This is a genomic window from Mycobacterium sp. E2989, assembly GCF_001667595.1.
In the GTDB taxonomy this organism is placed as follows: Bacteria; Actinomycetota; Actinomycetes; order Mycobacteriales; family Mycobacteriaceae; genus Mycobacterium.
In genome coordinates, this window is record NZ_LZJX01000099.1 from 30,417 (window position 1) to 46,354 (window position 15,938).

At 68.2% G+C, this 15,938-nt stretch carries 13 protein-coding genes; 8 read left to right on the forward strand and 5 right to left on the reverse strand.

The window, feature by feature from the left end:
* Window positions 1–33: 33 nt before the first annotated feature.
* Genes A5680_RS16990 through A5680_RS17010 form a run of 5 tightly spaced genes read left to right on the forward strand, consistent with a single transcriptional unit; the run spans window position 34 to window position 4,942 of the window.
* Window positions 34–1,416: an extracellular solute-binding protein gene (locus A5680_RS16990; RefSeq protein ID WP_156675150.1), complete on the forward strand. Its 1,383-nt coding sequence runs from the start codon at window positions 34–36 to the stop codon at window positions 1,414–1,416.
* An 11-nt stretch (window positions 1,417–1,427) separates the two neighbouring features.
* Window positions 1,428–2,345, forward strand: coding sequence for a carbohydrate ABC transporter permease (locus A5680_RS16995; RefSeq protein WP_067821429.1), 918 nt, complete (start codon window positions 1,428–1,430; stop codon window positions 2,343–2,345).
* Window positions 2,335–3,174 carry a carbohydrate ABC transporter permease gene (locus A5680_RS17000; RefSeq protein ID WP_067821356.1) on the forward strand — a complete coding sequence of 280 codons (840 nt, stop codon included), beginning with the start codon at window positions 2,335–2,337 and terminating at the stop codon, window positions 3,172–3,174. Before A5680_RS16995 ends, A5680_RS17000 begins: the two co-directional genes overlap by 11 nt.
* A 5-nt stretch (window positions 3,175–3,179) precedes the next feature.
* Window positions 3,180–4,352, forward strand: a complete 1,173-nt coding sequence (locus A5680_RS17005; RefSeq protein ID WP_067821359.1) for an ABC transporter ATP-binding protein — start codon at window positions 3,180–3,182, stop codon at window positions 4,350–4,352.
* Entirely contained in the window at window positions 4,349–4,942 is a 594-nt protein-coding gene (locus tag A5680_RS17010) for a suppressor of fused domain protein (RefSeq protein WP_055398722.1), read from the forward strand. The genes A5680_RS17005 and A5680_RS17010 overlap by 4 nt, the downstream gene beginning before the upstream one ends.
* 78 nt (window positions 4,943–5,020) lie before the next feature.
* Here A5680_RS17010 and corA read toward each other — a convergent pair whose 3' ends face one another.
* A complete protein-coding gene (corA, locus tag A5680_RS17015) occupies window positions 5,021–6,124 on the reverse strand; it encodes a magnesium/cobalt transporter CorA (protein WP_067821431.1) in 1,104 nt (367 codons plus the stop codon).
* 167 nt (window positions 6,125–6,291) lie between these two features.
* On the opposite strand from corA, the gene A5680_RS17020 reads away from it, so the two are divergent.
* Genes A5680_RS17020 through A5680_RS17030 form a run of 3 tightly spaced genes read left to right on the forward strand, consistent with a single transcriptional unit; the run spans window position 6,292 to window position 9,388 of the window.
* Window positions 6,292–7,281, forward strand: a complete 990-nt coding sequence (locus tag A5680_RS17020; RefSeq protein ID WP_067821362.1) for a malate dehydrogenase — start codon at window positions 6,292–6,294, stop codon at window positions 7,279–7,281.
* Window positions 7,282–7,322: 41 nt separating this feature from the next.
* A complete protein-coding gene (locus A5680_RS17025; protein ID WP_067821364.1) occupies window positions 7,323–8,522 on the forward strand; it encodes an NADP-dependent malic enzyme in 1,200 nt (399 codons plus the stop codon).
* The gene (locus A5680_RS17030) at window positions 8,519–9,388 is read left to right on the forward strand and encodes a glycine betaine ABC transporter substrate-binding protein (protein ID WP_055398716.1); all 870 of its coding nucleotides are present in this window, start codon (window positions 8,519–8,521) and stop codon (window positions 9,386–9,388) included. The genes A5680_RS17025 and A5680_RS17030 overlap by 4 nt, the downstream gene beginning before the upstream one ends.
* Before the next feature lies 1 nt (window position 9,389).
* Here the strand turns inward: A5680_RS17030 and A5680_RS17035 are convergent, their stop codons facing one another.
* The 4 genes from A5680_RS17035 to A5680_RS17050 form a co-directional block, all read right to left on the reverse strand.
* The gene (locus tag A5680_RS17035; protein WP_055398714.1) at window positions 9,390–10,241 is read right to left on the reverse strand and encodes an SDR family oxidoreductase; all 852 of its coding nucleotides are present in this window, start codon (window positions 10,239–10,241) and stop codon (window positions 9,390–9,392) included.
* Between the two features lie 67 nt (window positions 10,242–10,308).
* Window positions 10,309–11,136 carry an SDR family oxidoreductase gene (locus tag A5680_RS17040; RefSeq protein ID WP_055398712.1) on the reverse strand — a complete coding sequence of 276 codons (828 nt, stop codon included), beginning with the start codon at window positions 11,134–11,136 and terminating at the stop codon, window positions 10,309–10,311.
* Window positions 11,137–11,219: 83 nt separating this feature from the next.
* On the reverse strand, window positions 11,220–14,924 hold the full coding sequence (locus tag A5680_RS17045) for a multifunctional oxoglutarate decarboxylase/oxoglutarate dehydrogenase thiamine pyrophosphate-binding subunit/dihydrolipoyllysine-residue succinyltransferase subunit (RefSeq protein ID WP_067821367.1): 3,705 nt from the start codon (window positions 14,922–14,924) through the stop codon (window positions 11,220–11,222).
* A 191-nt stretch (window positions 14,925–15,115) separates the two neighbouring features.
* Entirely contained in the window at window positions 15,116–15,895 is a 780-nt protein-coding gene (locus tag A5680_RS17050) for a hypothetical protein (RefSeq protein ID WP_067821370.1), read from the reverse strand.
* Window positions 15,896–15,938 lie beyond the last annotated feature (43 nt).

Below are 15,938 nucleotides of genomic sequence, written 5' to 3' on the forward strand. Positions count from 1 at the left end.
TGTGACCCAGTGGTGAATCGTCGTGCGCGCCGGATGGGCGTCATCGGGCTGGCGGCGGTCACCATCACGGCGGCGGCGACGGCCTGCGGGTCCGCCGGCAACGGGGTGGTAATCAGTTTCTTCACGCCGTCCACCGATTCGACCGCATTCACCGCCGTCGCCCAGGAGTGCAGCAAGCAACTGGGGGGCCGGTTCGCCATCCAGCACGTGAGCCTGCCGCGGGGACCCGGCGAGCAGCGGGTGCAGCTGGCGCGGCGCCTGAGCGCACACGACCGCGGGCTGGACGTGATGGCGCTGGACGTGGTGTGGACCGCGGAGTTCGCCGAGGCCGGATGGGCGCTGCCACTCTCGGATGACCCCGCCGGCCTTGCCGACGCCGACGCCGCCGCTGACACCCTCCCGGGCCCGTTGGCGACGGCCCGCTGGAAGCACAAGCTGTATGGCGCTCCCGTCGCCACCAACACGCAATTGCTCTGGTATCGAACGGATTTGGTGAGTCAACCGCCGCAGGACTGGGACGCGATGGTGACCGAGGCCGGCCGGTTGCACGCCGAGGGCCGGCCGGCCTGGATCGCCGTGCAGGCGAACGAGGGCGAGGGCCTGGTGGTGTGGTTCAACACGCTGCTGGTCAGCGGTGGCGGTGCGGTGCTTTCCGAGGACGGCCGCCGGGTCACCTTGACCGACACACCCGCGCACCGGGCCGCGACAGTCAACGCGCTGCGCATCCTCAAGTCGGTCGCCACCGCCCCGGGGGCCGACCCGTCGATCACCCGGACCGACGAGGGCACGGCGCGCCTGGCGGTCGAACAGGGCAAGGCCGCACTGGAAGTCAACTGGCCGTACGTGCTGGCCTCCATGCTGGAGAACGCGGTGAAGGGCGGCGTCCCCTTCCTGCCGCTGAACCGGGATCCGGCCCTGGCCGGCAGCATCAACGACGTCGGCACGTTCGTGCCCAGCGACGAGCAATACCGCATCGCCTACGACGCCAGCCGAAAGGTGTTCGGTTTCGCGCCGTATCCCGGTGTGGCGCCGGACCGGCCGGCCAAGGTGACGATCGGCGGACTGAACCTGGCCGTCGCCAGCACCACCCGCCACCGCGCGGAGGCGTTCGAAGCGGTGCGCTGCCTGCGCAGCGTGCAGAGCCAGAAGTACGTGTCGATGGAGGGTGGCCTGCCCGCCGTGCGGACATCGTTGTACTCCGACCCGCAATTCCAGGCCAAGTACCCCATGCACGCGGTCATCCGCCGGCAACTCACCGACGCCGCCGTGCGGCCGGCGACGCCGGTCTACCAGGCGTTGTCGCTGCGGCTGTCGGCGGCGCTGAGCCCCATCACCGATATCGACCCGGAGCGGACGGCCGACGAGCTCGCCACGCAGGCGCAGAAGGCCATCGACGGCAAGGGGCTGTTGCCGTGACCGCCACGGCCGTGCAGCCGCATGAGGCCGCCGTCGCCCCCGGCACCCGCAGCCGAAACCGGTTGTCGGGGCGGCGGCTTGCCTTCCTGCTCGTCGCGCCGGCGGCGACTCTCATGCTGGCGGTGACGGCCTACCCCATCGGCTACGCGGTGTGGCTGAGCCTCCAGCGCAACAATCTCGCCACCCCCGACGACACCGCGTTCGTCGGATTGACCAACTACCAAACGGTTTTGACCGACCGCTATTGGTGGACCGCGCTGGCCGTCACGCTGGGCATCGCGGCCGTCTCGGTGTCCGCCGAATTCGTGCTCGGCCTGGCGCTGGCGTTGGTGATGCACCGCACGCTGGTGGGCAAGGGCCTGGTGCGCACCGCGGTGCTGGTGCCGTACGGCATCGTCACGGTGGTCGCGTCGTACAGCTGGTATTACGCGTGGACGCCCGGAACCGGTTATCTGGCCAACCTTTTGCCGCACGGCAGCGCGCCGCTGACCCAGCAGATTCCGTCGCTGGGCATCGTGGTGCTCGCGGAGGTGTGGAAGACCACGCCGTTCATGTCGCTGCTGTTGCTGGCCGGCCTGGCGTTGGTGCCAGAGGACTTGCTCAAGGCCGCCCAGGTCGACGGGGCCGGGGCGTGGCGTCGGCTGGCGCGCATCACCCTGCCGATCATCAAGCCCGCAGTCGTGGTCGCGCTGCTGTTCCGCACGCTGGACGCGTTCCGCATCTTCGACAACATCTACGTGCTGACCGCCGGCGCCAACAACACCGACTCGGTGTCAATCCTGGGCTACAACAACCTGTTCAAGGGCTTCAACGTCGGGCTGGGGTCGGCGATCAGCGTGCTGATCTTCCTCTGCGTCGGGATCATCGCACTGGTCTACATCAAGGTGTTCGGCGCGGCGGCGCCCGGCGGTGACCTCGATGGCCGTTAACGGGGGAGGCGCCAGGCGCGCCGCGGTCTGGGCCGTCGTCGACACGGTGGTCGTCGTGTACGCACTCCTTCCGGTGGTGTGGATCCTCAGCCTCTCGCTCAAGCCGACGTCAACGGTCAAGGACGGCAAGCTCATTCCGTCGTCGGTGTCCTTCGAGAACTACCGCGGCATCTTCCGGGGTGACCTGTTCAGTTCGGCGCTGATCAACTCGATCGGGATCGGGCTGATCACGACCGCCATCGCGGTGGCGCTCGGTGCGATGGCGGCGTACGCGATTGCCCGGCTGAGCTTTCCGGGCAAGCGGGTGTTGATCGGCGCCACCCTGCTGGTTACCATGTTCCCCGCGATCTCGCTGGTCACCCCGTTGTTCAACATCGAACGCTTCGTCGGCCTGTTCGACACCTGGCCGGGCCTGATCTTGCCCTACATCACGTTCGCGCTGCCGCTTGCCATCTACACGCTGTCGGCGTTCTTCCGGGAGATTCCGTGGGACCTGGAGAAGGCGGCCAAGATGGACGGCGCCACACCGGCCCAGGCCTTCCGCAAGGTGATCGTCCCGCTGGCGGCGCCCGGGGTGGTGACCGCGGCGATCCTGGTGTTCATCTTCGCCTGGAACGACCTGCTGCTGGCGCTGTCGCTGACGGCCACCAAGGCGGCGATCACTGCGCCCGTGGCGATCGCGAACTTCGGTGGCAGTTCGCAATTCGAGGATCCCACCGGGTCGATCGCGGCCGGCGCCATCGTGATCACGGTCCCGATCATCGGTTTTGTTCTAATCTTCCAACGACGAATCATCGCCGGGTTGACCTCTGGCGCGGTGAAGGGATAGCTGCGATGGCCGAGATTGTGCTGGACCACGTCAGCAAGAGCTACCCGGACGGCGCCGTGGCAGTGAAGGATCTCAGCATCACCATCGCCGACGGCGAGTTCCTCATCCTGGTCGGGCCGTCGGGCTGCGGCAAGACCACGACGCTGAACATGATTGCCGGCCTTGAGGACATCTCGTCGGGGGAGCTGCGTATCGGCGGCGAGCGGGTCAACGAGAAGGCGCCCAAGGACCGCGACATCGCGATGGTCTTCCAGTCGTACGCGCTTTACCCGCACATGACCGTGCGGCAGAACATCGCGTTCCCGCTGACTCTGGCGAAGATGAAAAAGGCGGAGATCGCACGCAAGGTGGAGGAAACCGCCAAAACCCTTGACCTGACCGAACTCCTGGACCGCAAGCCGTCCCAATTGTCCGGTGGGCAGCGACAGCGGGTGGCGATGGGCCGGGCGATCGTGCGCCACCCCAAGGCCTTCCTGATGGACGAGCCGCTGTCCAACCTGGACGCCAAGCTGCGCGTCCAGATGCGTGGCGAGATCGCCCGGCTGCAAAAGCGCCTCGGCACCACGACGGTCTACGTCACCCACGACCAGACCGAGGCCATGACGCTGGGCGACCGGGTGGTGGTCATGCACGGTGGCGTCGCGCAGCAGATCGGCGCGCCGGACGAGCTTTACGAGCACCCGGCCAACCTGTTCGTCGCGGGCTTCATCGGCTCGCCGGCCATGAATTTCTTCCCGGCCACGTTGACGCCCGTCGGGCTGACGCTGCCCTTCGGGGAGGTGATGCTGGCCCCGGAAGTTCAGGCGGCCGTCGCGAGGCACCCGGCCCCGGAGGACGTCATCGTCGGGGTGCGGCCCGAACATCTCCAGGACGCCGCACTGATCGACGGCTACCAGCGCATCAGGGCGCTCGTGTTCGAGGTGAAGGTCGACTTGGTCGAGTCGCTGGGCGCCGACAAGTACGTCTACTTCTCCACCTCCGGTTGGGCCGCGCGATCCGCTCAGCTCGACGAGCTGGCCGCCGAGGCCGACGCGCACCAAAACCAGTTCGTAGCAAGGGTTTCCGCGGAATCCAAAGCGGCGATGGGGCAGTCGATCGAGTTGGCATTCGACACCACGAAGCTGGCCGTCTTCGACGCGCGCTCCGGCGTGAACCTGACCAACGCCGGGGAGCCGTGAGCCCCGTCCTGGATCGGGTGCGCGCCCACCTGCACCGCCACTTCGCCGACGCGGAGCCCGATTCGGCGAGCGTGACGTTCCTGGGCACCGAACCGATCGAGGTGTTGCGCTTCCGCGGCAGCGACGGGGTGGTGCGTTACGTGTCGCTGGGCTGTTCGCGCTATCCGATGACCGACCCGACGCAGATCGTCGATGACCAGACGCGCGGCCCGCGCGCCGAAGTCGTCCTCAGCCTGCGCGATCCGGGACCGGTCACCGGCGTCGCCCGCAGCCTCGCGGTCCTGGCCGCGACCCCGGCGGTCGAGGGCCTGGTGTTGACCGCCGACGCGTTGGTCGATCTCGGCTCACCGCTGTGGGCGGGGTCCGCGGGGCCGGTGCCGTTCACCGCGGTGTTGTTGGGGCCCAGCGACATCGACGACCTGCCGCTGGAACCGCCCCGCGATCCGGTGCAATTCCTCTCGGCGACCCCGATCACCGCGACGGAAGCGGCCTGGGTGCGGTTGAAGGGCGCCGAGGCCATGCGCCAGGCGTGGCAGAACGACGGGGTGGACGTGTTGAACCCGAATCGCCCCGCCGCACAACCGCGTTGAGCTCTTCCGCGAGCAGACGCAGACTCGCATGAAACATCACGAAAGCGTGCGATTTCGCGTCTGCTCGCGAGAGAAAGCCTAGAGCCAGTTGTTGCGCCGGAATTGGAAGTACAGGGCCAGGCAGGCCAGCGTCATCGCGGCCATGATCCCCGGGTAACCCCAGGTCCAGTTCAACTCGGGCATGAAATGGAAGTTCATCCCGTAGATGGCGGCGACCATGGTGGGCACCGCCAAAATACCGGCCCAGGCGGCCATCTTGCGCATGTCGTTGTTCTGCTGCATCCCGACGCGGGCCAGCGCCGCCTGGATCAGCGAGTTGAGCATGTCGTCGTAGCTGGTGATCTGGTCCGCGGCCTGGGATTGGTGGTCGGAGACGTCGCGCAGGTAGCGCCGCACCTCCTTGGAGATGAGGTCCTTGTTCTCCACCTGAATCCGATGGAACGCCACGGACAGCGGGCTGACGCACCGGCGCAGCTCGACGACCTCACGCTTGAGCAGATAGATCGGCTCGACGTCGATCTTGCTGCCCGGCGCGAACGCCACCTCCTCGATGCTGTCGATGTCGGACTCGATCAGGCTGCTCACCTCGAGGTAGTGGTCCACCACGTCGTCGGCGATCGCGTGCATCACCGCGAACGGGCCCAGCCGCAGCTGCTCGGGATCGGCGTCCATCCGCTTGCGCACCTCGGACAGGCCGCCGTGCTCGCCGTGGCGCACGGTGATCACGAAGTCCTTCCCGACGAAGACCATGATCTCGCCGGTCTCCACGATCTGGCGGGCCTTGACCACCGATTCGTGCGGGACATAGGTGACCGTCTTGAGGACAAAGAACACCGTCTCGTCGTAGCGCTCCAGCTTGGGGCGCTGGTGTGCGCACACGGCGTCTTCCACCGCCAGCGGGTGCATCCCGAAAAGGTCCGCGACTTCCTGCATCTCAGCTTGGTCGGGTTCGCGCAACCCGACCCACACGAACGCGTCCTGGCCGAGCGCCTCCATCTCGCGCACCTTGTCGCGGGCCTCGGCGTAGCTGAACTTGCCGGGCAGCCGGTGGCCGTCGGCGTAGACGGCGCAGTCGACCAACGTCTCGTGCGTCGCCTGGGGCTGGGGGTCCGGCTGCGGCGGGTGCGGCTCGTGCGCGAGGGGCCGAAGCGCTTCAGGCAATGCGTCAAAGCCCTGGAACACATCCACCTCCGATCGCAGCGCAGGTCTGGACGAGCGGTGCTCCATGCTACGCGTCCCGTCTTCCCGAAGCGTGACGATCCGGCCGGAGGTTGGCGGCCGAGAAGGGTGCGCTAGTTTCGTGCCGAGACCCGAATCTGCATGACTATCTCCACAAGGAGTATTTCGACGTGAGCGCAAGTCCTCTCAAGGTCGCCGTCACCGGCGCCGCCGGCCAGATCGGCTACAGCCTGTTGTTCCGCCTGGCGAGCGGTTCGCTGCTCGGGCCCGATCGCCCGATCGAGCTGCGCCTGCTCGAGATCGAGCCGGCGCTCAAGGCGCTCGAGGGCGTCGTGATGGAGCTCGACGACTGCGCGTTCCCGCTGCTGGCCGGGGTCGAGATCGGCGCGGACGCCAACAAGATCTTCGACGGCGTCAACCTCGCCCTGCTGGTCGGCGCCCGGCCGCGCGGCCCGGGCATGGAGCGCAGCGACCTGCTGGAGGCCAACGGCGCGATCTTCACCGCGCAAGGCAAGGCGCTGAACTCCGTCGCCGCCGACGACGTCCGCATCGGCGTGACCGGCAACCCGGCCAACACCAACGCGCTGATCGCGCTGAGCAACGCACCGGACATCCCCAAGGAGCGGTTCTCGGCGCTGACCCGCCTGGACCACAACCGCGCCATCTCGCAGCTGGCCCGCAAGACCGGCGCGCAGGTCACCGACATCAAGAAGATGACGATCTGGGGCAACCACTCCGCCACCCAGTACCCCGACATCTTCCACGCCGAGGTCGGCGGGAAGAACGCGGCCGAGGTCGTGAACGACCAGGACTGGATCGAGAACGACTTCATCCCGACCGTGGCCAAGCGCGGCGCGGCGATCATCGACGCGCGCGGCGCCTCCTCGGCCGCCTCGGCGGCATCGGCCACCGTGGACGCCGCCCGCTCCTGGTTGCTGGGCAGCCCGCAGGGTGACTGGGTGTCGATGGCGGTCTACTCCGACGGCTCCTATGGCGTGCCGGAGGGAATCGTGTCGTCGTTCCCGGTGACCACCAAGGACGGCGACTGGTCGATCGTGCAGGGGCTGGACATCGACGACTTCTCCCGCGGCCGCATCGACAAGACCACCGCGGAGCTGGTCGACGAGCGCAAAGCGGTGACCGAGCTGGGTCTCATCTGACCCATTAGGTCTACTAACCGGTAGTCAGTACCCTGAAGCGCGTGTCCGAGTTGATTGAATCGATACAGACGCGCGCCGAAGCCGGCGCGATCACCGAGACGGAGATCTTCGAGGCACACGTAGGCGGCAAGCTTTCGGTAGGCCCGACGGCCCCCCTGGACACCCAGCGCGCGCTGTCGATCGCCTACACGCCCGGCGTGGCGCAGGTCAGTCGCGCGATCGCCGCCGACCCCAGCCACGCCGCCCGGTACACGTGGGCGAACCGGTTGGTCGCCGTCGTCAGTGACGGCAGCGCCGTGCTGGGCCTCGGCGACATCGGGCCGGCCGCGTCGCTGCCGGTGATGGAGGGCAAGTGCGCCCTGTTTCAGGCGTACGGCGGCCTGAACGCGATCCCGATCGTGCTGGACACCAAGGACCCCGACGAGATCGTCGAAACCCTGGTGCGGTTGCGCCCGACCTTCGGCGCCGTCAACCTCGAGGACATCTCCGCGCCGCGTTGTTTCGACATCGAGCGTCGAGTGATCGAGGCGCTGGACTGCCCGGTGATGCACGACGACCAGCACGGCACGGCGATCGTCGCGTTGGCCGCGCTGATGGGCGCCACCAAGCTGCTCGGCCGCGACATGACGTCGCTGCGGGTGGCGGTCTCGGGCGCCGGTGCCGCGGGCGTCGCGTGCACGAATCTCCTTCTGGCCATGGGGGTTTCGGACATCACCGTGGTCGACTCGCGCGGCATCCTGCACCCCGGGCGCGCCGACATGAACAGCGTGAAGAGCGTGCTGGCGCAGCGCACGAACCCCGACGGCCTCACCGGCAGCATGGCGGAAGCGCTGCGCGGCGCCGACCTGTTCCTCGGGGTGTCGGGCGGCGTGGTGCCCGAGGAGATGATCGCCACCATGGCGCCCGACGCGATCGTGTTCGCGTTGTCCAACCCCGACCCGGAAATCCACCCGCAGGTCGCCGCCAAGTACGCCGCGGTGGTGGCCACCGGGCGCAGCGACTTCTGCAACCAGATCAACAACGTGCTGGCCTTCCCCGGCGTCTTCCGCGGGGCGCTGGACGCGGGGGCGCGCCGGATCACCGAGAAGATGATGGTGGCCGCGGCCGAGGCGATCTTCTCGGTGGTCAGCGACGACCTGGCCCCCGACCGGATCGTCCCCAGCCCGCTGGACCTGCGCGTCGGGCACGCGGTCGCCACGGCGGTGGCCCTGGCCGCCGACCCCGCAGACATCGCGGGGTGAGAACCGGCTGGCTGGCGGCGCCGCTCCTCGCCACCGTGCTCGCGGTGGCCGGCTGCGGGGCCGACGGCGGTGATCATGGCCCCCGCCCGGAATTGGTGGTCGGTTCGGCGACGGACCCCGAGTCCACGCTGCTGGCCGGCGTCTACGTCGCCGCGCTGCGGTCCTATGGTTTCGCGGCGCGCGCCGAGAGCGCTGACGATCCGATGGCGCGGCTGGACTCGGGTGCGTTCACGGTCGTGCCGGCCCTGACCGGCCGCACGCTGCAGAGCCTGCAGCCCGGCGCGACGGCCATGTCCGACGCCGAGGTCTACCGCGCGATGGTGGCCGCGCTGCCCGAGGGCGTCGCCGCGGGCGACTACACGACGGCCGCCGAGGACAAGCCCGTGCTGTTGGTGACCGGCGCCACCGCCAAGGCGTGGGGCGGCAGCGACGTCAGCGCGGACTTGAGCACGCTGCCGAAGCACTGCGGCGGCCTGAGTCTCGGCACCGTCAGCGGGCGCCGCGCCCCGTCGGCCGTGGGCAGCTGCCGGCTGCCCGACGCGCGCGAATTCCCGGACGACACAACGATGTTCGCCGCGGTGCGGGTCGGCCAGCTGACCGCGGGGTGGACGACAACCGCCGACCCGGGCCTGCCCACCGACCTGGTCACGCTCGTCGACGGCAAGCCCGCGTTGATACGCGCCGAGAACGTGGTGCCGCTGTATCGCCGCAACGCCCTGGCCGATCGGCAACTGCTGGCCATCAACGAAGTGGCCGGCGTGCTGGACACCGCGGCCCTGGTCGACATGCGCCGCCAAGTGGCCGGTGGGGCCGATCCGCAGGCGGTGGCCGGCGGCTGGCTGGCCGAACACCCGCTGGGGCGTTGAATCAGCGCTTGGGCAGCAGCCGCGCGACGGCGTGCTTCACCCGGCCCATGACCGGCCCGCTCACCAGCCGCTCGGGCCTCGAACCCGTCAACCGCGTCACCAGGTCCATGGCCTTGACGTCCGGCCCGACCAACACCCGGGCCTTGTTCTTGAGCACCCCGGCCAGGATGAGCTGAGCCGCTCGCGTCGGTGTGGTCTTGGCCTGCTGTTCCTCGAACATCGCCGCGAAGGTGTCTTGGTCGAGCCCCTCGGCGAAGATGGCGTTGCGGGCGAACCCCGTCCGCACGCCGCCGGGGTGCACCGTCGTCACCCGCACCGGGTGGCCGGCCGCCACCATTTCCAGTCGCAGCGCCTCGGTGAAGCCGCGGACGGCGAATTTTGCCGAGACATAGGCGGCCTGCCCGGGCGCCGCGAACAGCCCGAGCGCGCTCGAGATGTTGATGACGTGGCCGTCGCCGGATGCGATCAGGTGGGGCAGAAACGCTTTGGTGCCGTTGACGACGCCCCAGTAGTCGACGTCCATCACCCGTTCGATGTCCTTGAATCGGGTGTCTTCGATGGACCCGACGAACGTGATTCCGGCGTTGTTGTAGACCTGATTGACCTGGCCGAAGTGCTCTTTGACCGCGTCCGCATACGCGAGGAACTCCTCGCGTTCGGTCACGTCGAGCCGGTCGGCTTTGACCGGCACGCCGAGGGCATGCAATTGCTCCTCGGTCTCTGCCAATCCTTCGATGTCGACGTCGCTGATTGCCAGCTTCGCCCCGGCTCGGCCCAGCTCCAGCGCCAAGGCCTGACCTATCCCCGATCCCCCGCCCGTGACGACGGCAACTTTGCCGGCGAACCCTTCCATATGGACTCCTAGTGGCGGCGTGCTGGGTCAGGCTATCCGGTGACCACCGGCCGCGCCACGGCGGGTCTCACTGCTTGGGCATCAACCGGCCCATGACGGGGCCGAACAGCTGCTGATAGTAGGGGCCGGCCACCCGCACCATCACGTCCAGGAGCTTGGCGTCCGTGCCGACCAGCACCCGGGCCTTCTTCTTGCGGACCGCGTCCAAAATGACCTCGGCGGCGCGTTTCGGGCTGGTCCTGGCGAGCCGCTTGTCGAACAGCTTGGCCAGTTGTTCGGGGTCGAGTCCCTCGGCGGCGGTGGCGTTGCGGGCGATCGCGGTCTTGATGCCGCCGGGGTGCACGGTGGTCACCGCCACCGGGTGGCCGGCCGCCACCATCTCCTGTCGCAGCGCCTCGGTGAATCCCCGGACCGCGAACTTGGCCGCGTTGTACGCCGCCTGGCCGGGCACCGAGAAGAGCCCGAACACGCTGGAGACGTTGATGACGTGACCGTCGCCGGAGGCGATCAGGTGCGGCAGGAACGCCTTGGTGCCGTTGACGACGCCCCAGAAGTCGACGTCCATCACTCGCTCGATGTCCTTGAACTGGCTGATTTCGACATCGCCGGTGTAGGCGATGCCGGCGTTGTTGTAGACCTGGTTCACCTTGCCGAAGTGTTCCTTGACCTCGTCGGCGTAGGCCAAGAACGCCTCGCGCTCCGTCACGTCGAGCCGGTCCGCCTTGACCTCGGCCCCCATCGCCTTCAACTGCGCCTCGGTCTCCGCAAGGCCCTCGACGTCGACGTCGCTGATCGCGACCTTGGCGCCCGAGCGGGCCAGCTCCACGGCCAGCGCCTGCCCGATACCCGAACCCGCACCCGTCACCACGGCGACCTTGCCGGCGAACCCTTGCATGCGCACCCTTCCTTATGTTTGGTTGCGTCGAGGCTAGCCGGTACCGACGGTCCGGGGTACGGGCGGGTGGTTCGCGTACGCGATCAGCGGAACGCGGTGTCGAGGATCTCCTGCTGCTCGACGGCATGCACCTTCGACGACCCCGACGACGGGGCCGACATGGCCCGCCGCGAGATGCGCTTGAGCCCGGTCAGCTTGTCGGGCAGCAGCTCCGGCAGCTCCAGGCCGAACCGCGGCCACGCGCCCTGGTTGGCCGGCTCCTCCTGCACCCAGAAGAACTCCGTGGCGCCGGGGTAGCGGTCCAGCGTCTCGTTGAGCCGGCGCTTGGGCAGCGGGGCGAGCTGCTCGATGCGCACGATCGCGATGTCGTCGCGGTTGTCCTTGGCCTTGCGCGCCACCAGCTCGTAGTAGATCTTGCCGCTGGTCAGCAGGATGCGGGTGACCTTGCTGCGGTCGCCGACGCCGTCCTCGTACGTGGGCTCCTCGAGAACCGAGCGGAACTTGATCTCGGTGAAGTCCCTGATGTCGCTGACGGCGGCCTTGTTGCGCAGCATCGACTTCGGCGTGAACACGATCAGCGGCCGCTGAACACCGTCGAGGGCGTGCCGGCGCAGCAGGTGGAAATAGTTCGACGGCGTCGACGGCATCGCGATCGTCATCGAACCCTCCGCCCACAGCTGCAGGAAGCGTTCGATGCGGCCGGAGGTGTGGTCGGGGCCCTGCCCTTCGTGGCCGTGCGGCAGCAACAGCACCACGTTGGACAGCTGGCCCCACTTGGCCTCACCGGAGCTGATGAACTCGTCGATGATCGACTGCGCGCCGTTGACGAAGTCGCCGAACTGCGCCTCCCACAGCACCAGGGCGTCCGGATTGCCCACGGTGTAGCCGTATTCGAAGCCGACGGCCGCGTACTCCGACAGCGGTGAGTCGTAGACCAGGAACTTGCCGCCGGTGGGGGTCCCGTCGGCGTTCGTCGCCAGCAGCTGCAGCGGCGTGAACTCCTCGCCGGTGTGGCGGTCGATGATCACCGAATGCCGCTGGGAGAACGTGCCGCGGCGGGTGTCCTGGCCCGACAACCGAACCAGCTTGCCTTCGGCCACCAGCGAACCCAGCGCCAGCAGTTCGCCGAAGGCCCAGTCGATCTTGCCCTCGTAGGCCATCTCGCGGCGCTTTTCCAGCACCGGCTGCACCCGCGGGTGCGCGCTGAAGCCCTCCGGCAGGGCCAGGAACGCGTCACCGATGCGGGACAGCAGCGCCTTGTCCACCGCGGTGGCCAGGCCCGCCGGAAGCATCTGGTCGGCCTCCACGGATTCGCTGGGCTGTACGCCGTGCTTCTCCAGGTCGCGCACCTCGTTGAAGACCCGCTCCAGCTGGCCCTGGTAGTCGCGCAGCGCGTCCTCGGCCTCCTTCAGCGAGATGTCGCCGCGGCCGATCAGGGCTTCGGTGTAGCTCTTGCGGGCGCCGCGCTTGGTGTCGACGACGTCGTACATGTAGGGGTTGGTCATCGACGGGTCGTCGCCCTCGTTGTGCCCGCGCCGGCGGTAGCACAGCATGTCGATGACGACGTCCTTCTTGAACCGCTGCCGGAAGTCCACGGCCAAGCGCGCCACCCAGTCGCACGCCTCCGGGTCGTCGCCGTTGACGTGGAAGATCGGTGCGCCAATCATTTTCGCGACGTCCGTGCAGTACTCGCTGGACCGCGAGAACTCCGGCGCGGTGGTGAAGCCGATCTGGTTGTTCACGATGATGTGGATGGTGCCGCCGACGCGGTAGCCGGGCAGGTTCGCCAGGTTCAGCGTCTCGGCGACGACCCCCTGGCCGGCGAAGGCGGCGTCGCCGTGCAGCATCATCGGCATCACCGAGAAGCTCTTTCCGTCGGTGTCGTCCGCCCCCCTGTCGAGCAGGTCCTGCTTGGCCCGGACCAGCCCCTCCAGCACCGGGTCGACGGCTTCCAGGTGCGACGGATTGGCGGTCAGCGACACCGCAATGTCGTTGTCGCCGAACATCTGTAGGTACACACCGGTGGCGCCCAGGTGGTACTTGACGTCACCGGAGCCGTGGGCCTGCGATGGGTTGAGGTTGCCCTCGAACTCGGAAAAGATCTGCGAGTACGGTTTGCCGACGATGTTGGCCAGCACGTTGAGCCGGCCGCGGTGCGGCATCCCGATGACCACCTCGTCCAGGCCGTGCTCGGCGCACTGGTCGATCGCGGCATCCATCAGCGGGATGGTGCTTTCCGCGCCCTCCAGCGAGAACCGCTTCTGCCCAACGTATTTGGTTTGCAGGAACGTCTCGAAGGCCTCCGCGGCGTTGAGCTTGCTCAGGATGTATTTCTGTTGCGCCACGGTCGGTTTGACGTGCTTGGTCTCGACGCGCTCCTCCAGCCATGCCGTCTGCTCTGGGTCGAGGATGTGGGTGTATTCCACGCCGATGTGGCGGCAGTAGGCGTCGCGCAGCAGGCCCAGCACGTCGCGCAGCTTCTTGTATTCGCAACCGGCGAAGCCGTTGACCTTGAACACCCGGTCGAGGTCCCACAGCGTCAGGTCGTGGTTGAGGATTTCCAGGTCGGGGTGGCTGCGGAACCGGCTGCCGTCCAACCGCAGCGGGTCGATGTCGGCCATCAGGTGGCCGCGGTTGCGGTAGGCCGCGATCAGCTCCATCACCCGGGCGTTCTTGTCGACGATCGAGTCCGGGTTGTCGGTGCTCCAGCGCACCGGCAGGTAGGGGTTGCCCAGTTCGCGGAAGATCTCGTCCCAGAAGTCGTCCGAGAGCAGCATCTCGTGGATGGTGCGCAGGAAGTCGCCGGACTCCGCGCCCTGGATGATGCGGTGGTCGTAGGTCGAGGTCAGCGTGATCAGCTTGCCGATGCCCAGCTCGGCGATGCGCTCCTCGCTGGCGCCCTGGAATTCGGCGGGGTATTCCATGGCGCCGACGCCGATGATGGCGCCCTGGCCGCTCATCAGCCGCGGCACCGAGTGCACGGTTCCGATGGTGCCGGGGTTGGTCAGCGAAATCGTCACGCCCGCAAAGTCTTCGGCGGTCAGCTTGCCGTCGCGGGCACGCCGCACGATGTCCTCGTAGGCGGAGACGAATTCCGCGAAGCGCATGGTCTCGCACTTCTTGATGCCGGCCACCACCAGCGAGCGTTTGCCGTCCTTGCCCTGCAGGTCGATCGCCAGCCCGAGGTTGGTGTGTGCCGGCGTGACCGCGGTGGGCTTGCCGTCGATCTCGGCGTAGTGCCGGTTCATGTTGGGGAACTGCTTGATGGCCTGCACCAGCGCGTAGCCCAGCAGGTGGGTGAAGGAAATCTTGCCGCCGCGGGTGCGCTTGAGCTGATTGTTGATGACGATCCGGTTGTCGATCAGCAGCTTGGCCGGAACGGCGCGGACGCTGGTGGCGGTCGGCACGTCCAGCGAGGCGGACATGTTCTTGACGACGGCGGCCGCGGCGCCGCGCAGCGTCTGCAGCTCGTCGCCTTCGGCGGGCGGGGGAGTCGGGGCTTTCGGTCTGGCCGGCGCCGCGGCGGAGGCGCCGTTGCCGTCGCCGCCCGCCGGCGGGGCGGGCGCAGCGGTCTGGGTGGCCGGCTGGGCGGGCTTTGCGGGCGGCGGGCTCGCGGCGGCCTGGCCGTCCCCGGCGCTGGGCGCGGGTTCGCCCGTCGACTCGGGGTTGTAGTCAACCAGGAACTCATGCCAGCTCGGATCGACCGACGAGGGGTCATCGCGGAACTTGCGGTACATCTCCTCGACCAGCCATTCGTTTTGCCCGAATGGTGAACTAATGTTGCTCACGACCGCCGTTCGCCTCAATTCCTCTGTCCTGCAAGCGCTTTCGCAGCTGCTGCGTGGCGCCTGTGCGTTTTCCGACCCGGATTGTGGAGCATGTCACACCGCTGGCGATGCTCAACGTTTCCGCCCTATAAAGGCTAACCTTTCGCCGGCGATTCGCCAGGGAGACGGGGGTAGCACCCGATCGCCGTTCGCTAGCCGGCTTCGTGGAACGGCGGCACCAGGTGCAGCGCCCGCGGCCAGCGCACCGGTGGGGCGCCGAAGGCCCGGTTGGCGTTGCGGACGATCTTCCTGCCCGCGAAGTAGTTGCCGACACCGCCGACCACGATGCCGATGCCCACCGGCAGCAGTTTGCCGAACATCAGGGCGCCGCGGCGCAGCGTGTACCGCTTGACCCACGACTTGAGCAGCCGCGAGTTCAGCCGCGACATCGACGACAGCGGGACCGCGGCCACGCTCTCGGAGATCCAGCCGCCGTTGGTGCGGGCCGGGCCGAACAGCTGGGTGACCGCCTCCTTGCTGTTGTCGCCGACCAGCACCGCCAGCACCAGGGCGCGGCGCCGTTCGCGGTGGTCGGCGGGGATGTCGTGGACCACCGCGACGGCCAACACGAAGAACGCCGTGGCTTCCAGGAACGTCACCGTCTCCGCCGCGGCCGCCGACAGCGCGCTCAACGTGCCGATGCCGGGGATGGTCGCCGCGGCGCCCACCGCCATGCCGCTGGCCGTCACCATGCCCACGTAGCGCTTCTGCAGCTTGGCGAGGATGTCGGCCGGGCCGCTGTTCGGGTGCGCGTTGCGCAGCCGGGTGACATAGGCCTCGGCCGCCGGGCCCTGGATCCGCGAGCTTCGCTCGATGACCTGGGCCAATGCCCGCGAGGACATCTTGGGCCGGCCGTTGGTGGGCGCAGGCGCCTGATCCGCGTGCGACATGCTAAAAATCCGGTTCGAAGACCGCTTCCGTCGGGCCCGCATCTTGCCTCTCCTGCAAATGGCGTCCTACCAGGCTAACGTGCCC

Bases quoted from the DNA above. Each gene is read 5' to 3' on its own strand.
- A5680_RS16990 (WP_156675150.1), top strand. From the start codon at position 34: ATGGGCGTCATCGGGCTGGCGGCGGTCACCATCACGGCGGCGGCGACG.
- A5680_RS17000 (WP_067821356.1), top strand. From the start codon at position 2,335: ATGGCCGTTAACGGGGGAGGCGCCAGGCGCGCCGCGGTCTGGGCCGTC.
- A5680_RS17005 (WP_067821359.1), top strand. From the start codon at position 3,180: ATGGCCGAGATTGTGCTGGACCACGTCAGCAAGAGCTACCCGGACGGC.
- A5680_RS17035 (WP_055398714.1), bottom strand. From the start codon at position 10,241: ATGGAAGGGTTCGCCGGCAAAGTTGCCGTCGTCACGGGCGGGGGATCG.
- A5680_RS17040 (WP_055398712.1), bottom strand. From the start codon at position 11,136: ATGCAAGGGTTCGCCGGCAAGGTCGCCGTGGTGACGGGTGCGGGTTCG.
- A5680_RS17050 (WP_067821370.1), bottom strand. From the start codon at position 15,895: ATGCGGGCCCGACGGAAGCGGTCTTCGAACCGGATTTTTAGCATGTCG.